The 22,893-nt window shown below is 65.4% G+C and carries 21 protein-coding genes and 2 tRNA genes; 3 read left to right on the forward strand and 20 right to left on the reverse strand.

What is annotated here, in order from left to right:
- Nucleotides 1-294: 294 nt before the first annotated feature.
- Nucleotides 295-1,767 carry a YdgA family protein gene (locus AC1RHV_RS13560; RefSeq protein WP_125471003.1) on the forward strand — a complete coding sequence of 491 codons (1,473 nt, stop codon included), beginning with the start codon at nt 295-297 and terminating at the stop codon, nt 1,765-1,767.
- Nucleotides 1,768-1,857: 90 nt separating this feature from the next.
- On the opposite strand, the gene AC1RHV_RS13565 is transcribed toward AC1RHV_RS13560, so the two are convergent.
- From AC1RHV_RS13565 to AC1RHV_RS13600, 8 genes are all read right to left on the reverse strand, one after another.
- Nucleotides 1,858-3,066, reverse strand: coding sequence for a metal-dependent hydrolase family protein (locus AC1RHV_RS13565; protein WP_054455560.1), 1,209 nt, complete (start codon nt 3,064-3,066; stop codon nt 1,858-1,860).
- Between the two features lie 25 nt (nt 3,067-3,091).
- On the reverse strand, nt 3,092-4,819 hold the full coding sequence (locus tag AC1RHV_RS13570) for an ABC transporter ATP-binding protein (protein ID WP_054455558.1): 1,728 nt from the start codon (nt 4,817-4,819) through the stop codon (nt 3,092-3,094).
- Nucleotides 4,820-4,826: 7 nt separating this feature from the next.
- Nucleotides 4,827-5,753, reverse strand: coding sequence for an ABC transporter permease (locus tag AC1RHV_RS13575; RefSeq protein ID WP_054455556.1), 927 nt, complete (start codon nt 5,751-5,753; stop codon nt 4,827-4,829).
- A 10-nt stretch (nt 5,754-5,763) separates the two neighbouring features.
- Nucleotides 5,764-6,735, reverse strand: a complete 972-nt coding sequence (locus AC1RHV_RS13580) for an ABC transporter permease (protein WP_054455554.1) — start codon at nt 6,733-6,735, stop codon at nt 5,764-5,766.
- Nucleotides 6,736-6,852: 117 nt separating this feature from the next.
- Nucleotides 6,853-8,460 (reverse strand): ABC transporter substrate-binding protein, encoded by a 1,608-nt coding sequence (locus AC1RHV_RS13585; RefSeq protein ID WP_054455552.1) that lies wholly within the window; start codon nt 8,458-8,460, stop codon nt 6,853-6,855.
- A 356-nt stretch (nt 8,461-8,816) separates the two neighbouring features.
- Nucleotides 8,817-10,205: a GTPase/DUF3482 domain-containing protein gene (locus tag AC1RHV_RS13590; protein ID WP_346544466.1), complete on the reverse strand. Its 1,389-nt coding sequence runs from the start codon at nt 10,203-10,205 to the stop codon at nt 8,817-8,819.
- A complete protein-coding gene (locus AC1RHV_RS13595) occupies nt 10,198-11,640 on the reverse strand; it encodes a DUF2868 domain-containing protein (protein ID WP_310533823.1) in 1,443 nt (480 codons plus the stop codon). The genes AC1RHV_RS13590 and AC1RHV_RS13595 overlap by 8 nt, the downstream gene beginning before the upstream one ends.
- Nucleotides 11,641-11,728: 88 nt before the next feature.
- Complete coding sequence (locus AC1RHV_RS13600) at nt 11,729-12,619, reverse strand: AraC family transcriptional regulator (RefSeq protein ID WP_125471001.1); 891 nt, start codon at nt 12,617-12,619, stop codon at nt 11,729-11,731.
- 155 nt (nt 12,620-12,774) lie between these two features.
- On the opposite strand from AC1RHV_RS13600, the gene AC1RHV_RS13605 reads away from it, so the two are divergent.
- Nucleotides 12,775-13,668, forward strand: coding sequence for a DMT family transporter (locus AC1RHV_RS13605; protein ID WP_054455547.1), 894 nt, complete (start codon nt 12,775-12,777; stop codon nt 13,666-13,668).
- Nucleotides 13,669-13,692: 24 nt separating this feature from the next.
- Here AC1RHV_RS13605 and AC1RHV_RS13610 read toward each other — a convergent pair whose 3' ends face one another.
- The 12 genes from AC1RHV_RS13610 to petA form a co-directional block, all read right to left on the reverse strand.
- A complete protein-coding gene (locus tag AC1RHV_RS13610) occupies nt 13,693-14,889 on the reverse strand; it encodes an aminotransferase class V-fold PLP-dependent enzyme (protein WP_492301072.1) in 1,197 nt (398 codons plus the stop codon).
- A gap of 17 nt (nt 14,890-14,906) precedes the next feature.
- Nucleotides 14,907-15,380 (reverse strand): RidA family protein, encoded by a 474-nt coding sequence (locus tag AC1RHV_RS13615; protein ID WP_054455544.1) that lies wholly within the window; start codon nt 15,378-15,380, stop codon nt 14,907-14,909.
- Nucleotides 15,381-15,477: 97 nt separating this feature from the next.
- Nucleotides 15,478-16,392, reverse strand: coding sequence for a transcriptional regulator GcvA (gene gcvA / locus AC1RHV_RS13620; protein ID WP_492301074.1), 915 nt, complete (start codon nt 16,390-16,392; stop codon nt 15,478-15,480).
- 134 nt (nt 16,393-16,526) lie between these two features.
- A tRNA-Asn gene (locus tag AC1RHV_RS13625) sits at nt 16,527-16,602 on the reverse strand.
- A 167-nt stretch (nt 16,603-16,769) separates the two neighbouring features.
- On the reverse strand, nt 16,770-16,976 hold the full coding sequence (locus AC1RHV_RS13630) for a sulfatase (RefSeq protein ID WP_082401081.1): 207 nt from the start codon (nt 16,974-16,976) through the stop codon (nt 16,770-16,772).
- A gap of 1 nt (nt 16,977) precedes the next feature.
- Nucleotides 16,978-17,733 carry a GAF domain-containing protein gene (locus AC1RHV_RS13635; RefSeq protein WP_492301076.1) on the reverse strand — a complete coding sequence of 252 codons (756 nt, stop codon included), beginning with the start codon at nt 17,731-17,733 and terminating at the stop codon, nt 16,978-16,980.
- A 221-nt stretch (nt 17,734-17,954) separates the two neighbouring features.
- A tRNA-Thr gene (locus AC1RHV_RS13640) sits at nt 17,955-18,030 on the reverse strand.
- A 67-nt stretch (nt 18,031-18,097) separates the two neighbouring features.
- Complete coding sequence (locus AC1RHV_RS13645) at nt 18,098-18,547, reverse strand: ClpXP protease specificity-enhancing factor (RefSeq protein WP_054455540.1); 450 nt, start codon at nt 18,545-18,547, stop codon at nt 18,098-18,100.
- A 12-nt stretch (nt 18,548-18,559) separates the two neighbouring features.
- Nucleotides 18,560-19,171 carry a glutathione S-transferase N-terminal domain-containing protein gene (locus AC1RHV_RS13650; protein ID WP_006388039.1) on the reverse strand — a complete coding sequence of 204 codons (612 nt, stop codon included), beginning with the start codon at nt 19,169-19,171 and terminating at the stop codon, nt 18,560-18,562.
- A gap of 154 nt (nt 19,172-19,325) precedes the next feature.
- Nucleotides 19,326-20,177: a cytochrome c1 gene (locus AC1RHV_RS13655; RefSeq protein ID WP_054455538.1), complete on the reverse strand. Its 852-nt coding sequence runs from the start codon at nt 20,175-20,177 to the stop codon at nt 19,326-19,328.
- 23 nt (nt 20,178-20,200) lie between these two features.
- On the reverse strand, nt 20,201-21,589 hold the full coding sequence (locus AC1RHV_RS13660; protein WP_054455536.1) for a cytochrome b: 1,389 nt from the start codon (nt 21,587-21,589) through the stop codon (nt 20,201-20,203).
- A 74-nt stretch (nt 21,590-21,663) separates the two neighbouring features.
- Nucleotides 21,664-22,299 carry a ubiquinol-cytochrome c reductase iron-sulfur subunit gene (gene petA, locus AC1RHV_RS13665; RefSeq protein ID WP_054455534.1) on the reverse strand — a complete coding sequence of 212 codons (636 nt, stop codon included), beginning with the start codon at nt 22,297-22,299 and terminating at the stop codon, nt 21,664-21,666.
- A 140-nt stretch (nt 22,300-22,439) separates the two neighbouring features.
- Between petA and mscL the strand changes: the two genes are divergently transcribed.
- Entirely contained in the window at nt 22,440-22,886 is a 447-nt protein-coding gene (gene mscL, locus AC1RHV_RS13670; protein ID WP_042795720.1) for a large conductance mechanosensitive channel protein MscL, read from the forward strand.
- Nucleotides 22,887-22,893 lie beyond the last annotated feature (7 nt).

The following is a 22,893-nucleotide window of genomic DNA, read 5'->3' on the forward strand; positions in this document are numbered from 1 at the left end:
GCGGCAGCCCGTCGCTCAAGTTGAGAGACTCCAATCCAGGCGGACGAATAAAGGAGAAAAGGGAAGCGCCCTGACGGGCGAAGCTTGGCAGCGAAGGGCCTAGCGGACGTGCGCAGATTGGCAAAACGCACCGAAGGATTGTAGCTGATGTGGCGCTGCAGCACCGCCCGGGAAGGCTGGTTCTGTATCAATAAGCAACACATTGCAGCGCCTTTGCACGAAATAAGTGTTTTCCCTAGGCTGCAATCCCTATAATCCGTCCGCTTTCATCCATTTGAAGAATAAAGGATCGCAATGAAAAAATCGGCAATTGTGGGCGTAGTCGTCGCGCTGGGCGCAGTATGGACCGGCACGGCTTGGTATACGGGCCAGAAGGCCGAGGCTTTCGTCAAGCAATCGATCGAGCAGGCCAACCTTGAACTGAAGAAGGTCGGCGAAAAATGGGGTGTGACCCCTGTGGTTGAGCTGGTCTCCTTCGACCGCGGCGTGTTTTCGTCCACCGAGCGCTACCGCGTCAAGTTCACCGAGCCGGCCGCCGACGGCAAGCCGGCCGTCGACCACGAACTCGTGTTCCTCGAGCACCTGGACCACGGCCCCTTCCCGCTGTCCAACCTGAAGTCGGGCTCGTTTGCGCCCGCCATGGTGGCCAGCCGCTTCCAGCTGGAAGAGACGCCCCTGGTCAAGGAATGGTTCGCCGCCGCCAAGGGCGCGGTGCCCCTGTCCGGCGCCTATAGCGTCAGCTACGCCAAGAACATCAGCGGCAACTTCGACATGGCTCCCGTCGAGTTCGCCAAGGACGCCAACAGCCTGAAGTTCTCGGGCATGAAGGGCGACGTGACCTATGCCACCGGCAGCAAGCACGGCACGGTCGCGCTGAAGGCCGACAGCCTGACGCTGGCGGGCGAGTCCGAAGAAAGCGACATCGTCAGCATGGCCATGACCGGCCTGACCCTGACCAGCGACATGACGCCGGCTTCGAACGACATGTACGTGGGCAGCCAGAAGGTCGCGCTCAAGAACTGGACCATCACGTCCAAGGAAAAGCCGCCGGTCCAGCTCAAGGACACCGCGATTACCGTCGACATGACCGAAGCCAACTCGCTCATGGGCGTGAAGATGGCCATGGATTTCGGCATGATCAACGTGCAGGAAAAGGACATGGCCGGCCTGAAGCTGGTGCTGGACGCGCAGAAGCTGGATTCGAAGGCGTTCAAGGCGCTGAACGACGTCTATGAAGCCGCTTCGCGCCGCATGATGCAGAGCAAGGGCGAAGAGCAGTCGCCCCAGTTCACGGATGAAGAAAAGCAGGTCCTCAAGACCAACGTCGAGCTGCTGCTGGCTGGCAACCCGACGCTGGCAGTGTCGCCGCTGGAAGTGCGTACCGCCAACGGCACGTCGACCTTCAACCTGGACCTGGACATGGCCAAGCCGGCATCGCTGGACGGCGAGTTCGCCGATACGCTGAAGCAGACGATCCGCAAGCTCAATGCCAAGCTGGTGCTGTCCAAGGGCAACCTGAGCGACCTGATGGCCATCGAGCCCCAGGTGCGCGGCGTGCCGGCCGAGCAGGCTCAGCAGACCGCCAAGGGCCAGGCTGAAATGGTAGGCACCATGGCTACCGCCATGGGCATGGCCAAGGTCGAAAACAACAACATCGTGACGTACCTGAACTACGCCGACGGCCAGGTCGATTTCAACGGCAAGAAGATGCCGGTCGAGCAGTTCCTGATGATGGTCATGAGCGGCGCGATGGGCGGCGCCCGCTAAGCCGGCGCACCACTCGACTCGAGCTGTACAAAGGCCGCCGCGCCCAGGGCGCGGCGGCCTTTTTCATTGCGGGCTGGGAACCGTCGCGTTTCAGAGGGGCAAGGCGCCGGCGGCCACTTCGCCGTTGCGCAGCACCGCAACGTGGAAGCGCTTGTCGGCCGCCTTCATGATGTCTTCGGTGGGATCGCCCTGCACCAGCAGCAGATCGGCCACGTTGCCCTCGGCGATGGCGCCGTGCTGGTCCATGCCCATCAGGTCGTGTCCGCGCGAGGTGCCGGCGATGAGCGCGTCCACGGGCGTCATGCCGAACTCGACCATGTAGGCCAATTCCATGGCGTTCTCGCCGTGCAGGTTGAACGGGGTGCCGGCGTCGGTGCCCAGCGCAATGCGCCCGCCCGCCTTGTAATACATCTGGAACGATTCGCGGTGGCGTTGCTCCACCGCGCGCGCCTTCTCGACCGCGTAGGCGGGGATGCCGTTGTCGGCGTTGGCGATGATGTTGCGCACCGCGGCGATGGTGGGCACCAGATAGGTCTGGGCGTCCAGCATCTCGCGCAGGCATTCGTCGTCCATGAAGATGCCGTGCTCGATGGAATCGATGCCGGCGCGCACTGCGTTCAGGATGCCCAGCGTGCCTTGCGCATGACTGGCGGTGCTTTTACGAAAGCGCTTGGCCTCGTGCACGCCGGCCTTCATTTCGTCGAAGCTGTAGTGCGCGTCCATGGGGCTGACGCCGGGCGTCATGACGCCGCCCGTGGCCATGATCTTCACCAGGTCGCAGCCGGCGTGGACCTGTTCGCGCACGGCCTTGATCACGTCCTCGCAGCCGTCGGCCACGCGGCCGATGCGGTTGCCGTGGCCGCCCGTCATGCAGATGATGCGGCCCGAGGCCCTGATCGTGGGGCCGGGGAACACGCCGCGCGCGATGGCGTCGCGCACGCCGAATTCCAGGTAGTCCTTGCCGCCGCAATCGCGCAGCGCGGTGACGCCGCCGCGCAGGCTGGCCTGCGCGTTCTCCAGCGCCGTCAACGTGATCTGCGCGGGGCCTTGCTTGCTCAGTTGCGCGTTGGGATCGGCGCCGCCGGTGTAGACCAGATGGACGTGACAGTCGGCCAGGCTGGGCATCAGCGTCATGCCGTCCGTGCGCACGGTCGCGCCGGCGTAGCCGGAAAACTCCCCGGCCGGCGCCACGCGCACCACGTGCCGGCCTTCGACCAGCACGCCGTGGTTGGGCAGCAGTTTGCCCTTGCCGTCGAAAACCTGGCCGCCTGTAAACAGGGTCTGTCGTGTCGCCGTCATGTCTCGCTCCGAGTTGCGCCTGGCGTTACTCCGCCACTTCCAGGCCCTCGCGGGACATGGATTGCAGGCGGGGCATGAGGCCAAGCAAGTGTTGGCTGTAGGGATGCTGCGGACGTTCGAAGAGGTCTTCGGTGTTGGCCACTTCCAGCAGTTCGCCATAGCGCATCACGCCCACGCGGTCGCACATCTGGCGGATCACCGGCAGGTCGTGGCTGATGAACAGCATGGTCAACCCGAGTTCCTCCTGCAGGTCTTTCAGCAGGTTCAGGATCTGAGCCTGGATGGACACGTCCAGCGCCGAGGTCGGTTCGTCGCAGATAAGGAAGCGGGGGCGCGTGGCCAGCGCCCGCGCGATGCAGATGCGCTGGCGTTGGCCGCCCGAGAACTCGTGCGGAAAGCGTTCGGCGGCGCGATCGCCCAGGCCCACCACGTCCAGCAGGTCAGCCACGATGCGGCGCGTCTCTGCTTCGCTGGCCGCCAGCTTGTGGAAGCGGATCGGCTCAGCCACGATGTCCAGCACACGCATGCGCGGATTGAGCGAGGAGAACGGATCCTGGAAGATCATCTGGATCTGCCGCCGGAACGGGTTCAGCTGCTTCTCGCCCTTGAGCGCGGTCAGGTCCGTGCCGCCGAAATTGACCGAGCCTTCGCTCGGCGTGTAGAGGCCGGAGATCAGCCGCGCTACCGTGGACTTGCCGGAACCGGACTCGCCCACCAGGCCGAAGACCTCGCCTTCGCCGATGGAGAAATTGACGCGCTTGACGGCGTCCAGCGTGCGCTGGTTGCGCTTGAGCAGCGCGCTCTTCAACACGAAGCGCATGCTCAGGTCGTTGACTTGCACCAGCGGACCGCCGGTGCGTGCGCCGAAGTCGCGGCGCTGGCCCAGCCAGTGGGTGGCCAGGTCCAGCGGCTGCGCCGGCTTTTTCACGTCCTCGATGTAGGTCACCAGCGGGAAGCGCCGCAGCTTGATGTCGGGACGCGGCACGGCCGAGATCAGGCTGCGCGTGTAGGGGTGGTCGGGGTCGCCCAGGATCTTGGAGGTCGGGCCTTGTTCGACCAGCTTGCCGTGGTAAAGAACCGCCACGCGATCCGTCACGTCCGCGATCACGCCCATGTCGTGCGTGATGATGATCATGCCCACCTGCTCTTCGCGGCACAGCTTCTTGAGCAGTTCCAGGATCTGCGCCTGGATCGACACGTCGAGCGCGGTGGTGGGTTCGTCGGCGATGATGACTTCGGGCTCGCAGCACAGCGCCAGCGCGATCACCACGCGTTGCCGCATGCCGCCCGAGAACTGGTGCGGGTATTGTTTGACGCGGAGTTCCGGCTTGTCGATGCCGACCTGCGTCAGTAGCTGCACGGCGCGTTTCTGGGCCTCGGCCTGGGACAGGTTCAGGTGCACCTGCATGGTTTCGACCAGCTGGCTTTCCACCGTCTGCAGCGGGTCCAGCGAGGTCAGCGGATCCTGGAAGATCATGCCGATGCGGCGGCCGCGCACTTTGCGCTGCTGCGCCGGAGTCAGCGTGTCGATGCGTTCGCCGTTCAGCAGCACGGCGCCGCCCGCCAGGCGGCCAGGCGCCTCCAGCAGGCCGATCACGGCATTGCCGATGGTGGACTTGCCGGCGCCGGATTCGCCCACCACGCCCAGGATCTCGCCTTTTTCCAGGGACAGCGAGACGCCGTCCACGGCCACCAGCGTGCCGCGGCGGCTGGGAAATTCGATGCGGATATCTTCGATGTTCAACAGGGCCATGGCGTCCTCAGCGCAGCTTGGGGTTGAGCGCGTCGCGCAGCCAGTCGCCCAGCAGGTTGACCGACAGCACCAGCGCCACCAGCGCGATGCCGGGGAAGATGGAGATCCACCACATGCCCGAGAACAGGTAGCTGTTGCCGATACGTATCAACGTGCCCAGCGACGGCGCCGTGGGCGGTACGCCCACGCCCAGGAACGAGAGCGTGGCTTCGGTGATGATGGCGATGGCCAGGTGGATGGTGGCGATGACCAGTACCGGTCCCATCACGTTGGGCAGGATGTGCCGGCGCAGGATGGTGATGGGTCCGATGCCGATGAGGCGGGCCGCCTGCACGTATTCCTTGTTGCGTTCCACCAGTGTGGAGCCGCGCACGGTGCGGGCGTACTGCACCCAGCCCGAGATGCCGATGGCGAAGATCAGCACATACAGCGCGAGCTGGTCGTGCATGTCGCGCGGCAGCAGGCCGCGCGCCACGCCGTCGATCAGCAGCGCCACCAGAATGGCTGGAAACGACAGCTGCACGTCGGCGATGCGCATGATGAAGCTGTCCACGCGTCCGCCTGCATAGCCGCTGATGAGGCCCAGGCTCACGCCCAGCACCATCGAGAACAGCACGGACGCGAAACCCACCAGCAGCGACACGCGCGAGCCATACAGAACCGCCGACAGGATGTCGCGGCCCTGGTCGTCGGTGCCCAGCAGGAAGTCTGGGCTGCCGCCCTCTTCCCAGGCCGGCGGCGTGTTGGCGTCCATGATGCTCAAGGATGCCAGGTCAAAGGGGTTGTGCGGCGCGACGACGGGCGCGAACAGCGCGCCCAGCAGGATGGCCAGCGTGACGATCGCGGCGATGATGGCGCCGGGCGAACGCTTGAAGCTGTGCCAGAGGTCGCTGTCGGCCGCACGGGCGAAGAAGGGAGCGATGCGAGCAATCATGATGAGTCCTTTACTTGCTCTGCACACGCAGACGCGGGTCCACGGCGAAGTACAGCAGGTCCACGACCAGGTTGATGAGCACGAACATGAAGGCGATCAGCACCAGATAGGCCGCCATGACGGGGATGTCCACCATGCTGATGGCCTGGATGAACAGCAGGCCCATGCCGGGCCACTGGAACACGGTTTCCGTGATGATGGCGAAGGCGATGATGGAACCCAGTTGCAGCCCGGTGATCGTGATGACGGGCACCATGGTGTTCTTCAACGCATGGCGGAAATTGATCAGCCGTTCCGGCAGGCCGCGGGCGCGCGCGAATTTGATGAAGTCGGCGCGCAGCACTTCCAGCATTTCGGCGCGCACCAGCCGCATGATCAGCGTCATCTGGAACAGCGCCAGCGTGATGGCCGGCATGATCAGCGCCAGCCAGCCTGATTTGGTCAGAAAGCCCGTGGTCCACCATCCCAGGCTGACCACGTCGCCGCGCCCGAAGCTGGGCAGCCATCGCAGCTGCACGCCGAAGAACAGGATGAGCAGAATGCCGATGAGGAAGGTGGGCAGCGAGATGCCGGCCAGCGAGATCGCCATGAAGGCCTTGGACAGCACGCCGTGGCGCTTGAGCGCGGTATAGATGCCCATGGGTATGCCCAGGGCCAGTGCCATCACGGCAGACACGAAGGACAGTTCCAGCGTGGCCGGCATGCGCTCTTCGAGCAGTTCGCTGACGGGCCGGCGGTGCCGGTACGATATGCCGAAGTCGCCGCGCACGGCGTTGGCCACGAAGTGCGCGTACTGCACCACGAAGGGATCGTCCAGGCCCAGCTGTTTGCGCAGTTCCGCGCGTTGTTCAGGGGTGGTGTCCTGGCCCACCATGCTGGCTATCGGATCGCCCACATAGCGGAACATGGAGAACGCGATCAGCGCCACCGTCAACATCACCAGCACCGACTGGATAAGCCGTTGCGCAACAAAGGAAAGCATTATCGGGAGCCCTCGGATTCAGATGACGCCGGGCCGCGTTTCCCTCGGGTAGCGGGAACCGGGGCTGGGCCGGGCGCGCCCGGGCGGCAGGTGCCGCCCGGGGCTCGCGTCGCCGGATTACGGCAGGACGACGTCGCGCAGGTCGAGCACGTCGTCGGCGCGCTGGATGACCTGGATGTTGTCCTTCACGCCCCAGGACATGGGCTGCTGGTGCAGCGGCAGGTAGCCATAGTCGTTGCGCACGATCTCGAAGGCTTCCTTGATCATGGCGTTGCGCTTGGCCTGGTCGGTTTCGACGCCGATCTTGTCGGTGAGCTCGTCGACCTTCTTGTTGCAGTACCCGCCCAGGTTGAACTGGCCCGCCGCCGTCTTGGCATTGCGGCACGAGGCCAGGTTCAGCAGCGTGTTGTGCGCGTCGGTGGAGCTGGGCGTCCAGCCCAGCATGTACATGCTGGTCTGGTTGCCGGCCTGCAGCAGGATCTTGCCGAAGTACTTCGACTTGGTCTGCGCCAGCAGGTTGATCTTGATGCCCACGCGCGCCAGCATGCCGGCCACGGCCTGGCAGACCTTTTCGTCGTTGACGTAGCGGTCGTTCGGGCAGTCCATGGTGACCGTGAAGCCCTTGGGATAGCCGGCTTCGGCCAGCAGCTTCTTGGCGCGCTCGGGATCCGGCTTGTACGGCGCGCCGAAGGAATCGTCATAGCCATTGATGGCGGTGGCGATGAGCGAGCCCAGCGGCTTGGCAGCGCCGCGCATGATCTTCTCGTTGATGGCCTTGGTGTCCACGGCCAGCACCACGGCTTCGCGCACCTTGGGATCCTTGAAGGGATTCTTGCCCTTCACGTCCGAGAACAGCAGTTCGTCGCGGTCCTGGTCCATGCCGATGAAGATGGCGCGCGCTTCCGGCGCGGTCAGCGGCTTGACGCCCTTGGCGTCTTCGAGGCGCTTCCAGTCCTGCACCGGTACAGGCTGCACCAGGTCCATTTCGCCGGAGATCAGCGCGGCCACGCGCGTCGCTTCCTGCGTGATGGGCTGGAAGATGACTTCGTCGACGTTGGTCTTGATGTTCTTGTTCCAGTAGCCGTCATAGCGCTTGAGCACGGTCTTCACGTCGGGCTGGCGCGAGGCCAGCATGAAGGGGCCGGTGCCGTTGGCATTCAGGTTGGCATAGTTGCCCTGGTTGTCGCCCTTGACGTTGGTGGCTTCGGTGGTCTTGTTCTTTTCCGACCACGACTTGCTCATGATGTACAGGAACACCCATTCGCGCGGCAGGATGGGGTTGGGCGTGGGCGTGGTGACTTCGATGGTGTAGTCGTCAATCTTCTTGATGTCGGAGGCCTTGGCGCCGTAGCCCTTCATGTCGGAGCCCGGGGTCAGGCTGCGCTTCCAGGAGAAGATGACGTCGTCCGCCGTGAACGGCGAACCATCGTGGAATTTCACGCCCTTGCGCAGCTTGAACACCCACTTCGTGGGTTCGGGGTTCTCCCAGCTTTCCGCCAGCAGCGGAGTCAGTTTCAGGTTGCCGTCGTAGCCGGCAAGCGTTTCGTAGATGTTGCCCTGGAAGCCCAGCGTGAACGTTTCGTTCAGGGCCATCGGATCCATGGACGTCGCATCGCCTTGATAGGACCAGTGAAAGGTCTTGGCGGCCGCGCCGGCGCTGAAAGCCAGTGATGCGGCGATGGCAGCGGCGAGCGCAGCTTGCTTCAGGTGGGGAAAAGTACGCATAGCCCTCATGCTCCGTGTGGTGCGCGGATAGCGCGACAGAAGTGACAGGGCCCCGGCCCCATGGGGATCCGGGGCATGGCGTTGCTGCTTACGACGAAAGACGGATTGGGGTCTGGCGGGACGCAGCGCGAGCTGCGCGTGCGCCGGTGATGGCGCTGCCGGGAATCACTGCGTAGGACTTCGACTTCACGATAGACCCAACCCCTTGTGATTATCATGACGGGGACGGACCCGCATCGATGTAGGACGAATCTTATCGACGCATTCGTTTAAGCGTCAATCGGTTTGGATTGGGGTTAGTACTTGCTTGCCGGCGGCGTGGAATGGTGCGTGCGGCAAGGCTGGCGGCTCTGCGCTCAGGCGCCGGGCGGGGGTGCGTCGGCAAGGGTTTTCGCCAATTCGCGCACCACGCGCTTGCGGCGGTCGCTGTCTTCGTAGTGCTCGCCCAGGGCCGACCATTCGGGCCGGCTGCGGGCCTCTTTCAACGCTTCGGGCAGGGGCCCTTTGCGCCAGGCATCGTCGTCCGGATGGTCTAGTCTCAATGGCTCGCGCGCGGCATGGCCGCGGCGCTCCAGCGCTTCGATCAGTTGGCGCTGGCGCAGGGCCAAAAGACGCAGCACCGCGTCGTCGACGCTGATTTCGCGCCAGCCGCGCAGCTTGCCCGCCACGCGCTTGCCCAGCTTTTCCACGCCTTGCCACAGGCCGCCGGCGGCCGCGCCGATCAGCATGCCGGTGCCCAGGCTCAAACCGGCGCTGAACAGGTCCACCGCCGCGCCGGCCATGGCGCCCGCGGCGGCGCCCATGCCCACCTGCACGCCCATGTCCTTCAGGGCCTGGGGATGGAACAGGTCCATGCCCCAGCGCTCGCCCTGCAGGGGCAGCGCATCATCGGTGAAGTCCGTCGCGCGGAAGTTGTAGAGCGCCAGCAATGCGTTGACGCAGGCCTGCTCGCGCTGGCGCACCTGGTCGCGCAGCGCGCCCGAGGCGGCCGCGAGCGCCGCGTCGTCGCTGGCGCTGGAGACGTGCAAGGCCGCCACGTCGACCAGCAGGTCGGCCAGCAGTTCGTAGGCGGCGCCACGGCGCGCGCGGCGCTGCTCGGCAAGATTGGCGGACAGCCGGGCCAGCGCGGCGGCGTGGCGGTCCAGCAGCACGCCGAGCTTGGCGTAGAGCTGTTGTTCGCCATCCAGCGGCGGCGCGACGGTGTCGAACTCGACGACCGCGTGCAGGCCCAACCGGGCCATGGCGGCGCGCCATTCGTCGGCGCGATGCGCGGGCGCGTTGACGAAGTTCAGCACAGGCAGCAGAGGCCGGCCGCAGGCGGCCAGGATGGCGAGTTCGTCGCGGTGCTTGCCCAGCACCGGATCGCGCGCGTCGATGACGTACAGCGCCGCGTCGCAATCCAGCATCTTGGCCAGCACGCGGGCCTCCTGCTCGTAGCGGCCATGCGCCTCGGGCGTGTCGAGGAAGCGGCGGATGCGCGCCGGCCCGTCCAGGCGTTCTTGCGGGCTGTCGAGTTTTTCCAGGTACTCCAGCAGCGAGATGCTGTCTTCCATGCCCGGCGTGTCGAACCATTCCAGCACGGCCCGCCCTTCCAGCCGCAGGCGCGCGCCTTCGACGTGGCGCGTGGTGCCCGGGCTGTCGGCGACTTCACCGAAGGTGGTGTCGCGCGTCAGCGTGCGCAGCAACGAGGTCTTGCCGGTGTTGGTATGGCCGACCAGCGCAATCTTGATGAGGTCTTCAGCCATGGCCGGACTCCAGCCAGGCGAGCGGGGCCAGCGGCGCTTGCAGCACGGCATCGGCGGGCAGGCCCAGCGCCAGCAGGCGTTCGCGCCATAGCGGGGCGCGGGTGGCGGGAGCCTCGGCGTCCGCGCGCGGCGTGACCAGCCATACACGCGTCTGTTCCGCGTGCGCGGCCAGTTCGGCGATCAGCGACAGCGTTCCGCGGTCCGGCGTCTGGCGCGCATCGCAGGCGATCAGCATGCGCGTGGCGGCCTGGCCGGCGAGCGCGTCCAGCACGCGGTTGCGCTCTTCGCGGGTATCCAGATTGCCGGCCTGCTGGACGCCCGCGGGCATGTCGGCGGGCGGCCAGGCCAGGTCCGGCGGCAGTTCGAGCCCCAGCAGCACCGGCTGGCCGCCCAGGCCCGCGAGCGGCGGCGCGCCGACGCGCGGTTCGTGCAGGGGATCGACCGGGCGGTCTATGCCCGTGGACTGGGCGGGCGGCTCCAGGCGATCGCGCAAGGCGGAGAATCCGGGCAGCGAGGGATCGATGCGCAGGCGGCGCAAGGCGCGCAGCGATCCCGCCACGCACAGGGCGCCGGCCAACAGGCGGGGCAGGATGCCGTAGACCACCAGCACGCCGATCAGCCACAGCGACCACTGCGCCTGCGCCTCGGCGGGCAGGGCCTGGGCGCCGTCGCTGGCGCGGATCATGGTTGCGTCCGGCAGCGGAAAGCCCAGCAGGGACGGCAGCCAGCCCAAGGCCTGTGTCAGCCCGACGAATGTGTCGGGCGCCAGCAAGGTGGTGGCCCAGATGAAGCGGTAGCTGGCGGTGGAAAGCACGGCCAGCAGCACCGCCAGCGCTGCGCACAGGGCCGTCAGCCACAGCAGGTGGCTGACACTGCCGAAGAGCCAGCGCAAGGCGCCCGCGCGGGCCAGCAGGTTGAGGAAAGCCTGCGGTACCAGTGCGCTGTCGGGGCCGCGGGCCAGCTTGCGCGTGGCCCAGAGCCAGAGACGCCCCAGTCCCGTGACGGAGGACGCCCGCAGCAGGAAGCTGCCCAGCCACAGCAGGAAGGTGAGCGCATGCAGGCCCAGCAAGGCGCCCAGCGCCCACAGCACGTTGACTGGCCGCGAGCCGTCACCCAGCGCGCCCAGCGCGGCGCCTGCGCCGGAAATGGCGGCCAGCAGGAACAACGCGGCCAACATGGCGAGCGCGCTGCGGCGCCATGTGTCGATCAGGGGGATGAGATTCTCGCGCTGCGCCAGCAACGCGGCGCGAGCCAGGATGCGCGCGGGCAGATCGGCGTCCTGCTGGCGTACGCGGCGCACTGCGGCTGCGTCTTCCAGCGGCCCCCAATGCGCTTCGCGCAGACGTATCAGCTCCGCCAGCCAGTGCGCGCGCACGGGGCCGGCGCCGAGGGGTTCAGCCGGGGGGATGGAATCGCGAGAGGTCGTAGACGGCATCGCGTCGGGCGGCGGTACGGTCAGGCCCTGGGGGCGGTGGACCATTGTAGACCGGGCGGGGCGGGAAACGGGGCCACAGCCCCACGCGTCAGTGCCTGGCGCGGGCGCTGCGGTACTGTCCGGGAGTGACGCCGACGGCGTCGCGGAAGACCCGCGCCAAGTGGCTGGCGTTGCCGAAGCCGCTGGCCTGGGCGATGCCGGCCAGGTCGCCCTTGCCGGCTGCGAGCAGCTTGCGCGCATGCGCCAGCCTCCGCGCCCGTACCCAGGCATGCGGCGGCTCGCCGAAAGAGGTGTGGAACATGCGGGCGAAGTGGTAGGTGGATAGCGCCGCCACGCCTGCGAGTTCGTCCAGCGTCAGCGGCTCGGCCAGGTGCGCGTCAACATAGTCCATGATGCGCCGGCGCACGGCGGGCGCGAGACCGCCGCGCAGCGTTGCCGCGGGCTTGCGCGCCACGCCCTGGTTCAGCAGATGGTGCAGGACTGTTTCGGCCGCGCTGCTGGCCGCCAGCCGGTCGGCGGGCTGGTTCCAGTCGGTGTCCAGCAGCTGCCGGCAGACGTCGATCAGCGAGTCGTCGTGGATGTAGGTGCGGTCGCGCAGTTCCAGCGTGCGGGGCTCGCAGTCCAACCGCATGACGGCTTCGCGGGCCAGGCGTTCCGGAGCGATGTACAGATGCAGGAATTGCACGCTGTCGTTCATGCTCCAGCGCGAGTAGTGCTCCGAGGGCAGCACGCAGAACTTGCCGGCGCCGCCATGTAGCCTGTCCTGGCCCAGGCGGAACGACTTGTCGCCGCCGCGCAGATAGAGTGACAGGGTGTGATGGCCCGGACTGTCGTAGCCCATGGTTTCGTGGGCGCTGCGTGACCATTGCGAGATGGCGATGCCCTCGCCCAGCGCGGCGGCGCGTCCCAACGTCGCGGTGGAGCCCGCCAGGGTGCGGAAGACGGAGAAATCGGCCGGGGCCGAGGCGACGGTAGCCATATGAGTGGAATGCTACTGCGATCTCGCGCGCGGCGCGTGCGCGCGAGGAAGAAAACCGCAAGAACCGGCAATTCTTGCGGGCCAGGGAGGCGCAAACTGGATTCCCCGGCGGTCTTGCGGACCGCCTTACCGCGTCCCTGTTTCAGCATCGCATCGTGAACCTCTTCCTGTATTTCCTCACAGTCGTCATCTGGGGCACAACCTGGATCGCCATCAAGCTGCAATTGGGCGTGGTGGCGATTCCCGTCTCCATCTTCTACCGCTTCGCGCTGGCGGGCCTGGTTCTGTTCGCGGTCCTGGCGCTGACCCGCAAGCTGCAGAAAATGGACCGGCGCGGCCACTGGCTGTGCGTGGGCCAGGGGCTGTGCCTGTTCTGCCTGAACTTCCTGTGCTTCTACACGGCAACCCAGTGGATTCCCAGCGGCCTGGTGTCGGTGGTGTTTTCGGCGGCGACGCTATGGAATGCGCTGAATGCCCGCCTGTGGTTCGGCACCCGCGTCGCGCCGCGCGTGATGGTGGCCGGCGCGCTGGGCTTTTCCGGCCTGGTGCTGCTGTTCTGGCCCGAACTGGCGGGGCAGGAGGCCAGCCATGAAACCCTGCTGGGCCTGGGCTTTGCACTGCTGGGTACGTTCTGCTTTTCGACGGGCAACATGCTGTCGTCGCTGCAACAGCGCGCCGGCATCCGGCCCTTGACCGGCAACGCCTACAGCATGCTTTATGGCGCAGCCATCCTGCTGGCGGGTTGTCTGGCGGCGGGCCTGCCGTTCGAATTCGATACCTCGGCTTCCTACGTCGGCGCCCTGCTCTATCTGGCCATCCCGGGCTCCGTGATCGGTTTTACCGCCTATCTGACGTTGGTGGGCCGCATGGGTCCGGCGCGGGCCGCCTACTGCACGGTGCTGTTTCCGGTGGTGGCCTTGAGCGTGTCTACTTTCGCCGAAGGCTATCAGTGGACGGCGCCGGCCCTGCTGGGCCTGGCGCTGGTAATGCTGGGCAACCTGCTGGTCTTCACCAAGTGGACGCCCTTCGCGCGGCGCGCGGCGGCTTGAACTTGGCCCAGGGCCGGGCAAGCCCTAGCGGGCCAGGGCGCGCAGCCCTTCCAGCAGGCGGTCGATTTCCGCGTCGCTGGTCAGATAGCTGACCGAGGCCCGCGCGATCTGCGCCAGGCCACGCGCCTGCATGTCCAGCGGGGTATAGGGCACGCCGTTGCTGCCGATGGTGATGCCCTGTGCCGCCATGGCGCGTTGCACGGATACGGCGTCCTGATCGGCGAAGTTGAAGGACACCAGGCCCGAGCGTTCGCGGCCCTGGTCCAGCACCGTGATGCCGGGGATGGCCGCCAGTTCGGTCCGCAGGGCCTGGGCCGTGGCGGCGATGCGCGCGCGGATGGCTGGCAGGCCGATGTCCAGGGCTTCCTGCAAGGCGTTGGCCAGGCCGCAGCGCAGCGCCAGCGAGGCTTCCGCCGATTCCAGGCGCGCGGCGTCCTGGCGCAGCACCGGCTCGCCGTCGGCGCCCAGGGGGGCGGAATGGGTGTCGACGAAGGCGGGCGTGAGCTGGTCCAGGAAGTCGCGCCGCACGTACAGCAGGCCTGTGCCGCGCGGGCCGCGCAACGCCTTGCGTCCGGCCCCGCTCAACACATCGCAGCCGATCTGCGCGACGTCCACGGGCAACTGGCCGACCGCCTGTGCCGCATCCACGAAATACGGGATGCCGTGGCGGCGCGCGACGCTGCCGATGGCGGCGGCGGGATTGATCAGGCCGCCGTTGGCGGGCAGCCAGGTCAGTGCGATCAGGCGCACCCGCTCATCCAGCATGGCCTCCAGTGCCTGCGGATCGACGCAGCCGCTGTCGTCCGAGTGAATGGTCTCCAGCGTGGCGCCAGCACGCTGCGCCTTGAGCCGCATGGCGGCCAGGTTGCCGCCCCATTCGTGGCGACCCACCAGGATGCGGTCGCCGGCGCGCCACGGCGCCATCGCCGCGAAAGCCGCGCCCCAGCCGGGCGAGTTGCCGCCGGTGAGCGCGACCTCGGACGGGTCCGCGTTGAGCAGCCGGGCCGCCAGTGTGCGAGCCTGCTCGATCAGCTCCCGCGACCGCACGCCCGCCTCCATGGGCCCTTGCGTCGCTTCGCGTTGCAGGTGCGCGTGGATGGCATGCAGCGTGGCGGCCGAGGGCAGCGACGCGCCGGCGTGATTGAAATGGACGGTGGTGTGCGCGCCAGGGGTCTGGGCGCGCAACGCTTCCACGGCGCTGGGAGTCAAGGGGGCGGACATGGCGGCTCCGGCAGGGATCAGGCTTGCGTGAGCGCGATAACGGCTTCGATCTCGACCGCCACGCCCTGCGGCAGGGATGCCACGCCGACGGCGCTGCGAGCATGGCGGCCGGCGTCGCCGAACACCTCGACCATCAGGTCGGAGGCGCCGTTGGCAATGGCGCTCTGGCGGTTGAAGTCCGGCGTGCTGGCCACGAACACGCCCAGGCGCACGACGCGCGCCACGCGATCCAGCTTGTCGCCGGTGGCGGCGGCGATCTGCGATAGCAGGCCCAGCGCCGACAGGCGCGCCGCTGCCACGCCATCGGCGTCGGAAACCTGGTCTCCCAGGCGGCCCAGATAGGCGGCCTTGCCGTCCTTGCGGGAGATCTGGCCCGAGATATACAGCAGGTTGCCTTCCTGCACGAAGGGCACGTAGTTGGCGGCGGGAGCGGCGGCGGCTTCGAGGGTCAGGCCAAGTTCGGCCACGCGGCCGGAGATCGAGCGGGTCATGAGGGACTCCTGAACAGGGAAAGTATGGGCAAGCCTCATGCTATCGGCCGCTGCCGGCCCTGACCAATCAATTTTCGCGCAGTACACATGAGTAAAACTAATGTGTGTCGCCCCGCTCCGCGGCCGCCTGCGCCAGCCATGCGTGGAAGCGCTGTGCCGCTTCGCCAAGCGCGCCGCGCGGCGTCACGAACCACCAGCCGATGCGAGGAGCTTCGAGCGCGGCGTTTGGCAGGGCCTCCACCAGCGCGCCGCTGGCGAGCTGGGCGGCGATAAGGCGGTGACGGCCCATCGCCATGCCTTGCCCCGCCAGCGCCGCTTCCACGACGATGTTGTAGTCATGCAGGCGTACGGGCCGCACGCCGCCCAGGTCCACGCCGTGATGTCGCGCCCAGGCGTCCCATTCGAAGGGATGGCGGGCATGCGAGGCCAGCAGCGGGAATCGCAGCAGATCCTGCGGCGTGCGCGGCCGTTTCCTGCCCGTGATCAGGGCGGGCGAGCAGACTACCGACAGCCGCTCCGCCATGATCAGCCGAGCCCGCACGCCTGGCCACACGCCGCGCCCGTAGCGGATGGCGACGTCGACCTCGCCGCCCGCAACGTCCGCCAGGCCGATGTCGGGCTGCAATTGGAGATCGATGTCGGGATGGGAGGCGGCAAACGCCGCGAGGCGCGGCGCCAGCCAGCGCGTGGCGAACGAGGCCAGCAGCCCGACGCGCAGCGTCTGCCGCACAGTCTCGGGCGCACGGACCTCGTCGGTACCCAGGCGCAGCAACTCGAAGGCCGCGTGTACGCGCTCGTAATAGGCCTGACCCGCCGCGGTCAGCGCCACGGCGCGGGTGAGCCGCTCGAACAGGGCCACGCCCAGTTCGGCTTCCAGTCGCTGGATATGGTGGCTGATGGCGCTTTGCGTTACGAAGAGCTCCTGCGCAGCCAGGGAAAAACTCATGCGCCGCGCGGCAGCTTCAAAGGCGCGCAGGGAAACCAGGGCAGGCAGGGATCGCGCGGAACGCATGGAGGCAGGCGATGTGGTGATGAGGGAATGCGCATCATCGTACGCCGCGCGCGGCCCGGCAAACAGCGCGCGCGCACCGCGTCCCAATGCAAAAGGCCCGCAACAAGTTGCGGGCCCTTCAGTACTGCATTCTTTGGCTCCCCGAGCTGGGCTCGAACCAGCGACCTGCGGATTAACAGTCCGTCGCTCTACCGACTGAGCTATCGGGGAACAGGTAGAGGGGGCGAATTATGCACAAAAAAACGGAAGAATGCAAAACGGGGCAGGCGCAACGGGTCGACGCGCTGAATATTTGCCTTTCTCACCAGGACACGAGTGCGTGCGGCGACCATCTGCGGTATCGAAAAGCAGCCAAACCGGGCGCAGTACAAATGGGGTCAGGCAGGAGCCATTCCTCTCAGCGGCGACGGTGGGCCAGCTTCTTCAATGGCCCCTTGCCGGATACCCGTGCTTGCACTGGTAATGGCACGCAACCCGTATTCGGTGAGCATCAGTTCCCGAACCTGGATTACCGCGCCCGGCCTGGAAATTAGCCGGGATCCCTTGAAGAATGCGTCAGGTTTCTTGTTGGTGGCAGCGTTCATATCAATACCTTTTGCTGACGAAGTCGCTGATCGCTTTGGCGCCGGCGCCTACGATTTCCGCAACGTCGTTGCGTTCGAAAAGCGCATGGTCGCTCGAGTCCAGGTAGATCACGCCTATGGGATGCTGGCCTGAACGGTCCGGGACGGGCACCGCCATAGCCGAATAGCGGCCGGGTCCAAGACGGCGGGCCTGGGCCGCGGTATACCCCCATTCAAGCACTAGCGCCGAGCGGAGTTGATCTTCCGTTCTGTGTTGGCTGGACATCACCAGCGGTGTCTTGCTGCGGACAGCTCTGCCCGCGATGCCGGTGTGCACGGGAAAGGTTCGTCCTGCACCCTCGCCGCCAGCGCCCGCGTAGTTGATGATCTGCTCGATTTCCTGCGGTTCATGAACAGGAGGCACGACCCGGTAGGTGGTGCGCAGGTCGGTTCCACGATTGCGCTTGTCGCACCATTCGGCAAGCATGGTGTGCATGGTGGAGACCGCTGCATCGAGACCTTCGTGGACGGCGGCCGGTCCATCCATCTCGTCGTCGGCGCGTGCAGCAGCCACGCGAACCAGGGCTGCCAGAATCAACCAGACGCTCGTGGCGGCCGTCAGACCGAACATCCAGGGTTCAAACAGCGGTTCGCGCCAGCTCTTCACCGCAGCGGTACCGGCGACGAGGAGTGGCGGGCCATTGAACAGGACTTCTCTAGGCCACCTCTTTTGCCAGAGGCGTTTTTGCCGCACGCCGGGGAGATGATTTGTCTGCATGGGGAACCGCGCCTCCTGAGGCCAGAACTTGGCGGGATTGTAGGCAGCGATTTCGCGGAAAGGCCGGTTTTCGGGGCTCGGGACAGCGTAAATAGGACAAAGCGCAATGGGCTGGCTTGGCCTCACGCTTTCCGTTCATGACGCAGGCAATAAAAAACCCGCACCGTCATAGCCGGAGCTGGTTTTTGAGATCGTCTCAGGACGGATCTGCATCTGGAATCTGGTGCCGGTGAAAGGAATCGAACCCTCGACCTTCTCATTACAAGTGAGCTGCTCTACCAACTGAGCTACACCGGCGCTGCGTGCCTGGGGCACGCGAAGGGCTGCATTGTAATGAAAAAAATGCAGACCTTGCGGGGATGCCTTATTTGACGATGGTCAGGCGCGGACGCTTGGGTTCGTCGTCGTCTCCGCCGTCGTCGCCGGGGGCGGCGTCGGCGTCGGAGCCCTCGGGCGCGGCGGTGGCCGTCGCGCCCTGGGCGCCAGCTTCCGGCGGTTCGTAGGGCTGCACTTCGAAGCCCATGCCGGCGCCGGTTTCGCGCGCATAGATGGCGCTGACGGCGCCCACGGGAACGTAGACGTTTTCGGTCACGCCGCTGAAGCGGGCCTGGAATTCGATGAATTCGTTGCCCAGCACCAGGCGGTTGGTGGCCAGCGTGCCCACGTTCAGCGTGATCTGGCCGTCGCGCACATGGGCGACGGGCACCATGGTGTGCTCGTCGACCTGCACGGTGATGTAGGGCGTATAGCCGTTATCGGTGCACCATTCGTGCAGCGCGCGGATCAGGTACGGTTTGGTCGAAGTTTCACCCATCACGCAACAGCCTTAGCGACGCATCACTTTTTCCGAAGGCGTCAGCGCTTCGATGTAGGCCGGACGCGAGAAGATGCGTTCGGCGTACTTTTGCAGCGGAGCCGCGTTCTTGGGCAGTTCGATGCCGTAGTGGTCCAGGCGCCACAGCAGCGGAGCCACGGCCACGTCGAGCATGGAGAATTCCTCGCCCAGCATGTACTTGTTCTTCAGCAGCATGGGGGCCAGCTGGGCCAGGCGGTCGCGGATGTTCTGGCGGGCGTTGGCCAGCTTCTTTTCGTCGGGCTTGGCGCTGCGGTCTTCCAGCGTCGAGACGTGGACGAACAGTTCCTTCTCGAAGTTGTAGAGGAACAGGCGGGTGCGGGCGCGCATGACCGGGTCGGCGGGCATCAGCTGGGGATGCGGGAAGCGCTCGTCGATGTACTCGTTGATGATGTTCGACTCGTACAGGACCAGGTCGCGTTCGACCAGAATGGGCACTTGACCGTACGGGTTCATCACCGAGATGTCTTCGGGCTTGTTGTACAGGTCGATGTCGCGGATCTCGAAATCCATGCCTTTTTCGAACAACACGAAGCGGCAGCGTTGCGAAAACGGACACGTGGTTCCGGAATAGAGCACCATCATGGCGGTAAGTCCTTTATTGAAAAACGAAAGGCCAGCGCCTTAATCTAGCAGGCGCTGGCCCCAATTGCCAGGCGGGATAGGCGTACAGCCCTATCCGCCGATGCCGTCCCTATTTGCAATCAGGGACGGATAAAAACCTGGCGGGGCGTTGCGGTTAGCGCACGTGTTTCCAGTACGAGGCGTTGAGGCGCCAGGTAACCAGGAAGAACAGCAGCAGGAACAACATGACACCGACGCCGAGACGGACGCGGAATGTCTGGACGGGTTCGGCCATCCAGGACATGAACGCAGTCAGGTCGGCGACGTCGTTGTCGTATGTTGCGACTTGGGCCGGGTTAGCGGCCTTGAATTTGGCATCGAAGGTGGCATGGCCGTGGTAGTTGGCTACCGGTTCGGCCTTGACCGTGGAAAAACCCTGTGCATCGTACACCGTGGTGACGCGTTCCCAGGTTTTGGGGGCGCCCGCCTTGCCTTCGACCTCGTGCATGGCGACGGTCGTGAGTTCGCGCGGACCCTGCACTTCCCAGAGCGCGTGGGGCATGCCCACCGACGGGAAGACCAGGTTGTTCCAGCCCGTGGGACGCGCCGTGTCGCGGTAGAAGGTGCGCAGGTAGGTGTAGATGTAGTCGGCGCCCGAGGGGCCGGCGTTCACGGATTTGGCGCGCGCGATCACGGACAAGTCCGGGGGCGTCGTGCCGAACCACTGCTTGGCGTCCTTCGGGGTCATGGCGACGTTCATCATGTCGCCGACCTTTTCGCCGGTGAACAGCAGGCTTTCCTTGATCTGCTGGTCGGTCAGCCCGATGTCCTTGAGCTTGTTGTAGCGCATCGAGGACGCGCTATGGCAGTTCAGGCAGTAGTTGACGAACAGCTTGGCTCCGTTCTGCAGCGACGACATGTCGTTGACGCGGTACGGGGCCTTGTCCAGGGGGTAGCCGCCTCCGGCGGCAAGGGTGGCGGTACACGTGAGCATCAAGGCCACGGCACCAATCAGCTTCTTGATCATGGTTAATCCGTTATCTGGTGGGCTCAGTGGGCGTGGAACGTGACGCGGTCGGGCACCTTCTTGAAAGTGCCCAGGCGGCTCCATACCGGCATCAGGAAGAAGAATGCCAGGTACAGCAGCGTGCCGATTTGCGACGTGATGTTCAACGGCGGACTGGGCGGCTGCGTACCGATGTAGCCGAGCACCAGGAAGTTGACCATGAAGATGCCGTAGATCCACTTGTGCCAGGTCGGGCGGTAGCGGATCGACTTGACCGGGGAATGGTCCAGCCACGGCAGGAAGAACAGGATGACGACCGTGCCGCCCATGGCGACCACGCCCCAGAACTTGGCGTCGATCACGCGCAGCAGCACGGCCACGACGATCAGGATGCCGGGGACGGCGATGCGCATGAAGCCCTTCAGGTTGCTCTTGACGAGCAGCGCGATGGCGCCCAGCACGGAAGCGCCCGCCAGCACCCAGGTGAACTCGTCGGTGGTGGCGCGCAGCATCGAGTAGAACGGCGTGAAGTACCAGACCGGCGCGATGTGCGGAGGCGTCTTCAGCGAGTCAGCAGGGATGAAGTTGTTGAACTCGAGGAAGTAGCCGCCCATTTCCGGCGCGAAGAACACGATGAACGCGAACACGAGCAGGAAGCCGGCCACGCCCATCAGGTCGTGGACCGAGTAGAACGGGTGGAACGGGATGCCGTCCTTCGGGCGGCCGTACTTGTCCTTCGGGCCTTGCTTGATCTCGATGCCGTCCGGGTTGTTCGAGCCGACTTCGTGCAGCGCCACCAGGTGGGCCGCGACCAGGCCCACCAGCACCAGCGGGATGGCGATGACGTGGAAGGCGAAGAAGCGGTTCAGCGTGGCATCCGACACGACGTAGTCGCCGCGGATCCAGATGGACAGCTCAGGGCCGATGAAGGGAATGGCTGCGAACAGGTTCACGATCACCTGCGCGCCCCAGTAGGACATCTGGCCCCAGGGCAGCAGATAGCCGAAGAAGGCTTCCGCCATCAGACAGAGGAAGATCGCGACGCCGAAGATCCACACGAGTTCGCGCGGCTTGCGGTAGGAACCGTAAAGCAGCCCGCGCAGCATGTGCAGGTACACGACGACGAAGAACATCGACGCGCCGGTGGAGTGCATGTAGCGCACCAGCCAGCCCCACGGGACTTCGCGCATGATGTATTCGACGGACTGGAACGCGCGTTCGGCGTCCGGCTTGTAGTGCATGACCAGGAAGATGCCGGTCACGATCTGCAGCACCAGCACCAGCAGGGCCAGTGAGCCAAAGAAGTACCAGAAGTTGAAGTTCTTCGGTGCGTAGTACTCGGACAGATGGGCTTTCCAGGTGGAGGTCACCGGGAAGCGCCGGTCCAGCCAGCCCAACAGGCCTGTCGTCTCGACGGTTTTCTCGCCAGCCATGTAACGGCTCCTTCTCTAATACGTGGCGTATTTGTTTTACTTACGTAATTCGGGAAAAAAGCGCGACGCGCGCGTCAGGCCTTGTTGTCTTCATCGACGCCCACGATGATGCGGGTGTCGGTGAGATATTGGTACGGCGGGACTTCGAGGTTGTCGGGAGCGGGCTTGTTCTTGTAGACACGGCCGGCCAGATCGAACGTGGAGCCGTGGCAAGGACAGAGGAATCCGCCCTGCCAGTCGGCGCCCAGGCTGCCGCCTTTCTCGAAGTGGGACGTGGGCGAGCAGCCGAGGTGGGTACAGATGCCGACGCAGACGAAGAGCTCGGGCTTGCGCGAGCGGCCTTCGTTTTCGGCGTATTTGGGCGTGAAGCCGGGGCGCTTGGAATCAGGATCGGCCAGCAAGGCGTCCTGGGTCTTGAGACCAGCGAGTTGTTCAGGCGACCGGTGGATGATCCAGACCGGTTTTCCGCGCCATTCAACCGTCTTCATGGTGCCGACGGGAATGTCGCCGACGTCCACTTCAACGGGAGCCCCGGCAGCGCGGGCCTTTTCGGAGGGAGAAAACGTGCTCACAAGCGGCACTGCCGTTGCGACACCTGCTACGCCACCCACAGCACAGGCGGTGGTAACCCAGAAACGTCGCGAAGGATCAGGTGGCAGGTTGGGATCAACCGCACCGTCATCATCGTGCACCAGCGTATCCTGACTCATCTTCCTATCCTTGTTGATGCGCCCGCTCTACGAGTAGCATCACTTCTGCGGCATCGGGTTCGCGGGAATTTGTAACAACATAGCAACCGCGTATTATAGCGCCAGCCCACTCACGGGCGTATCACGAAGGGAGTGCTTTTATGAGCAAAGCGACTGGTTTCGTCAAAGAATTCCGAGATTTCGCTGTCAAAGGCAACGCAGTGGACCTGGCGGTCGGTGTCATCATCGGCGCGGCGTTCGGCAAGATCGTCGATTCGCTGGTCAAGGACATCGTCATGCCGTTGGTCAACTTCATCCTCGGAGGCTCGGTCGATTTTTCGAACAAGTTCCTGGTTCTGTCGATGCCGGCCGGCTACAACGGCCCCATGACCTACGCCGACCTGACCAAGGCTGGCGCCAACGTTTTTGCGTGGGGTAATTTCGTCACGATCATCATCAACTTCGTGTTGCTGGCGTTCGTGATCTTCTGGATGGTCAAGGCCATCTACAAGGCCCGCACCAAGGCCGAGGAAGCGCCGGCGCCCGCTGCGACGCCCGAAGACGTGGCGCTGCTGCGCGAAATCCGCGATCTGCTCAAAAAGCCCTGATCCGATG

The organism is Achromobacter sp. GW823-FHT04E03 (genome assembly GCF_058796095.1).

Bases quoted from the DNA above. Each gene is read 5' to 3' on its own strand.
- AC1RHV_RS13580 (WP_054455554.1), bottom strand. From the start codon at position 6,735: ATGCTTTCCTTTGTTGCGCAACGGCTTATCCAGTCGGTGCTGGTGATG.
- AC1RHV_RS13570 (WP_054455558.1), bottom strand. From the start codon at position 4,819: ATGGCCCTGTTGAACATCGAAGATATCCGCATCGAATTTCCCAGCCGC.
- mscL (WP_042795720.1), top strand. From the start codon at position 22,440: ATGAGCAAAGCGACTGGTTTCGTCAAAGAATTCCGAGATTTCGCTGTC.
- AC1RHV_RS13655 (WP_054455538.1), bottom strand. From the start codon at position 20,177: ATGATCAAGAAGCTGATTGGTGCCGTGGCCTTGATGCTCACGTGTACC.
- AC1RHV_RS13635 (WP_492301076.1), bottom strand. From the start codon at position 17,733: ATGCAGACAAATCATCTCCCCGGCGTGCGGCAAAAACGCCTCTGGCAA.
- AC1RHV_RS13645 (WP_054455540.1), bottom strand. From the start codon at position 18,547: ATGGGTGAAACTTCGACCAAACCGTACCTGATCCGCGCGCTGCACGAA.
- AC1RHV_RS13575 (WP_054455556.1), bottom strand. From the start codon at position 5,753: ATGATTGCTCGCATCGCTCCCTTCTTCGCCCGTGCGGCCGACAGCGAC.
- AC1RHV_RS13590 (WP_346544466.1), bottom strand. From the start codon at position 10,205: ATGGCTGAAGACCTCATCAAGATTGCGCTGGTCGGCCATACCAACACC.
- AC1RHV_RS13650 (WP_006388039.1), bottom strand. From the start codon at position 19,171: ATGATGGTGCTCTATTCCGGAACCACGTGTCCGTTTTCGCAACGCTGC.
- AC1RHV_RS13615 (WP_054455544.1), bottom strand. From the start codon at position 15,380: ATGACCCGCTCGATCTCCGGCCGCGTGGCCGAACTTGGCCTGACCCTC.
- AC1RHV_RS13560 (WP_125471003.1), top strand. From the start codon at position 295: ATGAAAAAATCGGCAATTGTGGGCGTAGTCGTCGCGCTGGGCGCAGTA.
- AC1RHV_RS13610 (WP_492301072.1), bottom strand. From the start codon at position 14,889: ATGTCCGCCCCCTTGACTCCCAGCGCCGTGGAAGCGTTGCGCGCCCAG.
- AC1RHV_RS13585 (WP_054455552.1), bottom strand. From the start codon at position 8,460: ATGCGTACTTTTCCCCACCTGAAGCAAGCTGCGCTCGCCGCTGCCATC.
- AC1RHV_RS13595 (WP_310533823.1), bottom strand. From the start codon at position 11,640: ATGCCGTCTACGACCTCTCGCGATTCCATCCCCCCGGCTGAACCCCTC.
- AC1RHV_RS13565 (WP_054455560.1), bottom strand. From the start codon at position 3,066: ATGACGGCGACACGACAGACCCTGTTTACAGGCGGCCAGGTTTTCGAC.
- petA (WP_054455534.1), bottom strand. From the start codon at position 22,299: ATGAGTCAGGATACGCTGGTGCACGATGATGACGGTGCGGTTGATCCC.
- AC1RHV_RS13630 (WP_082401081.1), bottom strand. From the start codon at position 16,976: ATGAACGCTGCCACCAACAAGAAACCTGACGCATTCTTCAAGGGATCC.
- AC1RHV_RS13600 (WP_125471001.1), bottom strand. From the start codon at position 12,619: ATGGCTACCGTCGCCTCGGCCCCGGCCGATTTCTCCGTCTTCCGCACC.
- AC1RHV_RS13660 (WP_054455536.1), bottom strand. From the start codon at position 21,589: ATGGCTGGCGAGAAAACCGTCGAGACGACAGGCCTGTTGGGCTGGCTG.
- gcvA (WP_492301074.1), bottom strand. From the start codon at position 16,392: ATGCGTTCCGCGCGATCCCTGCCTGCCCTGGTTTCCCTGCGCGCCTTT.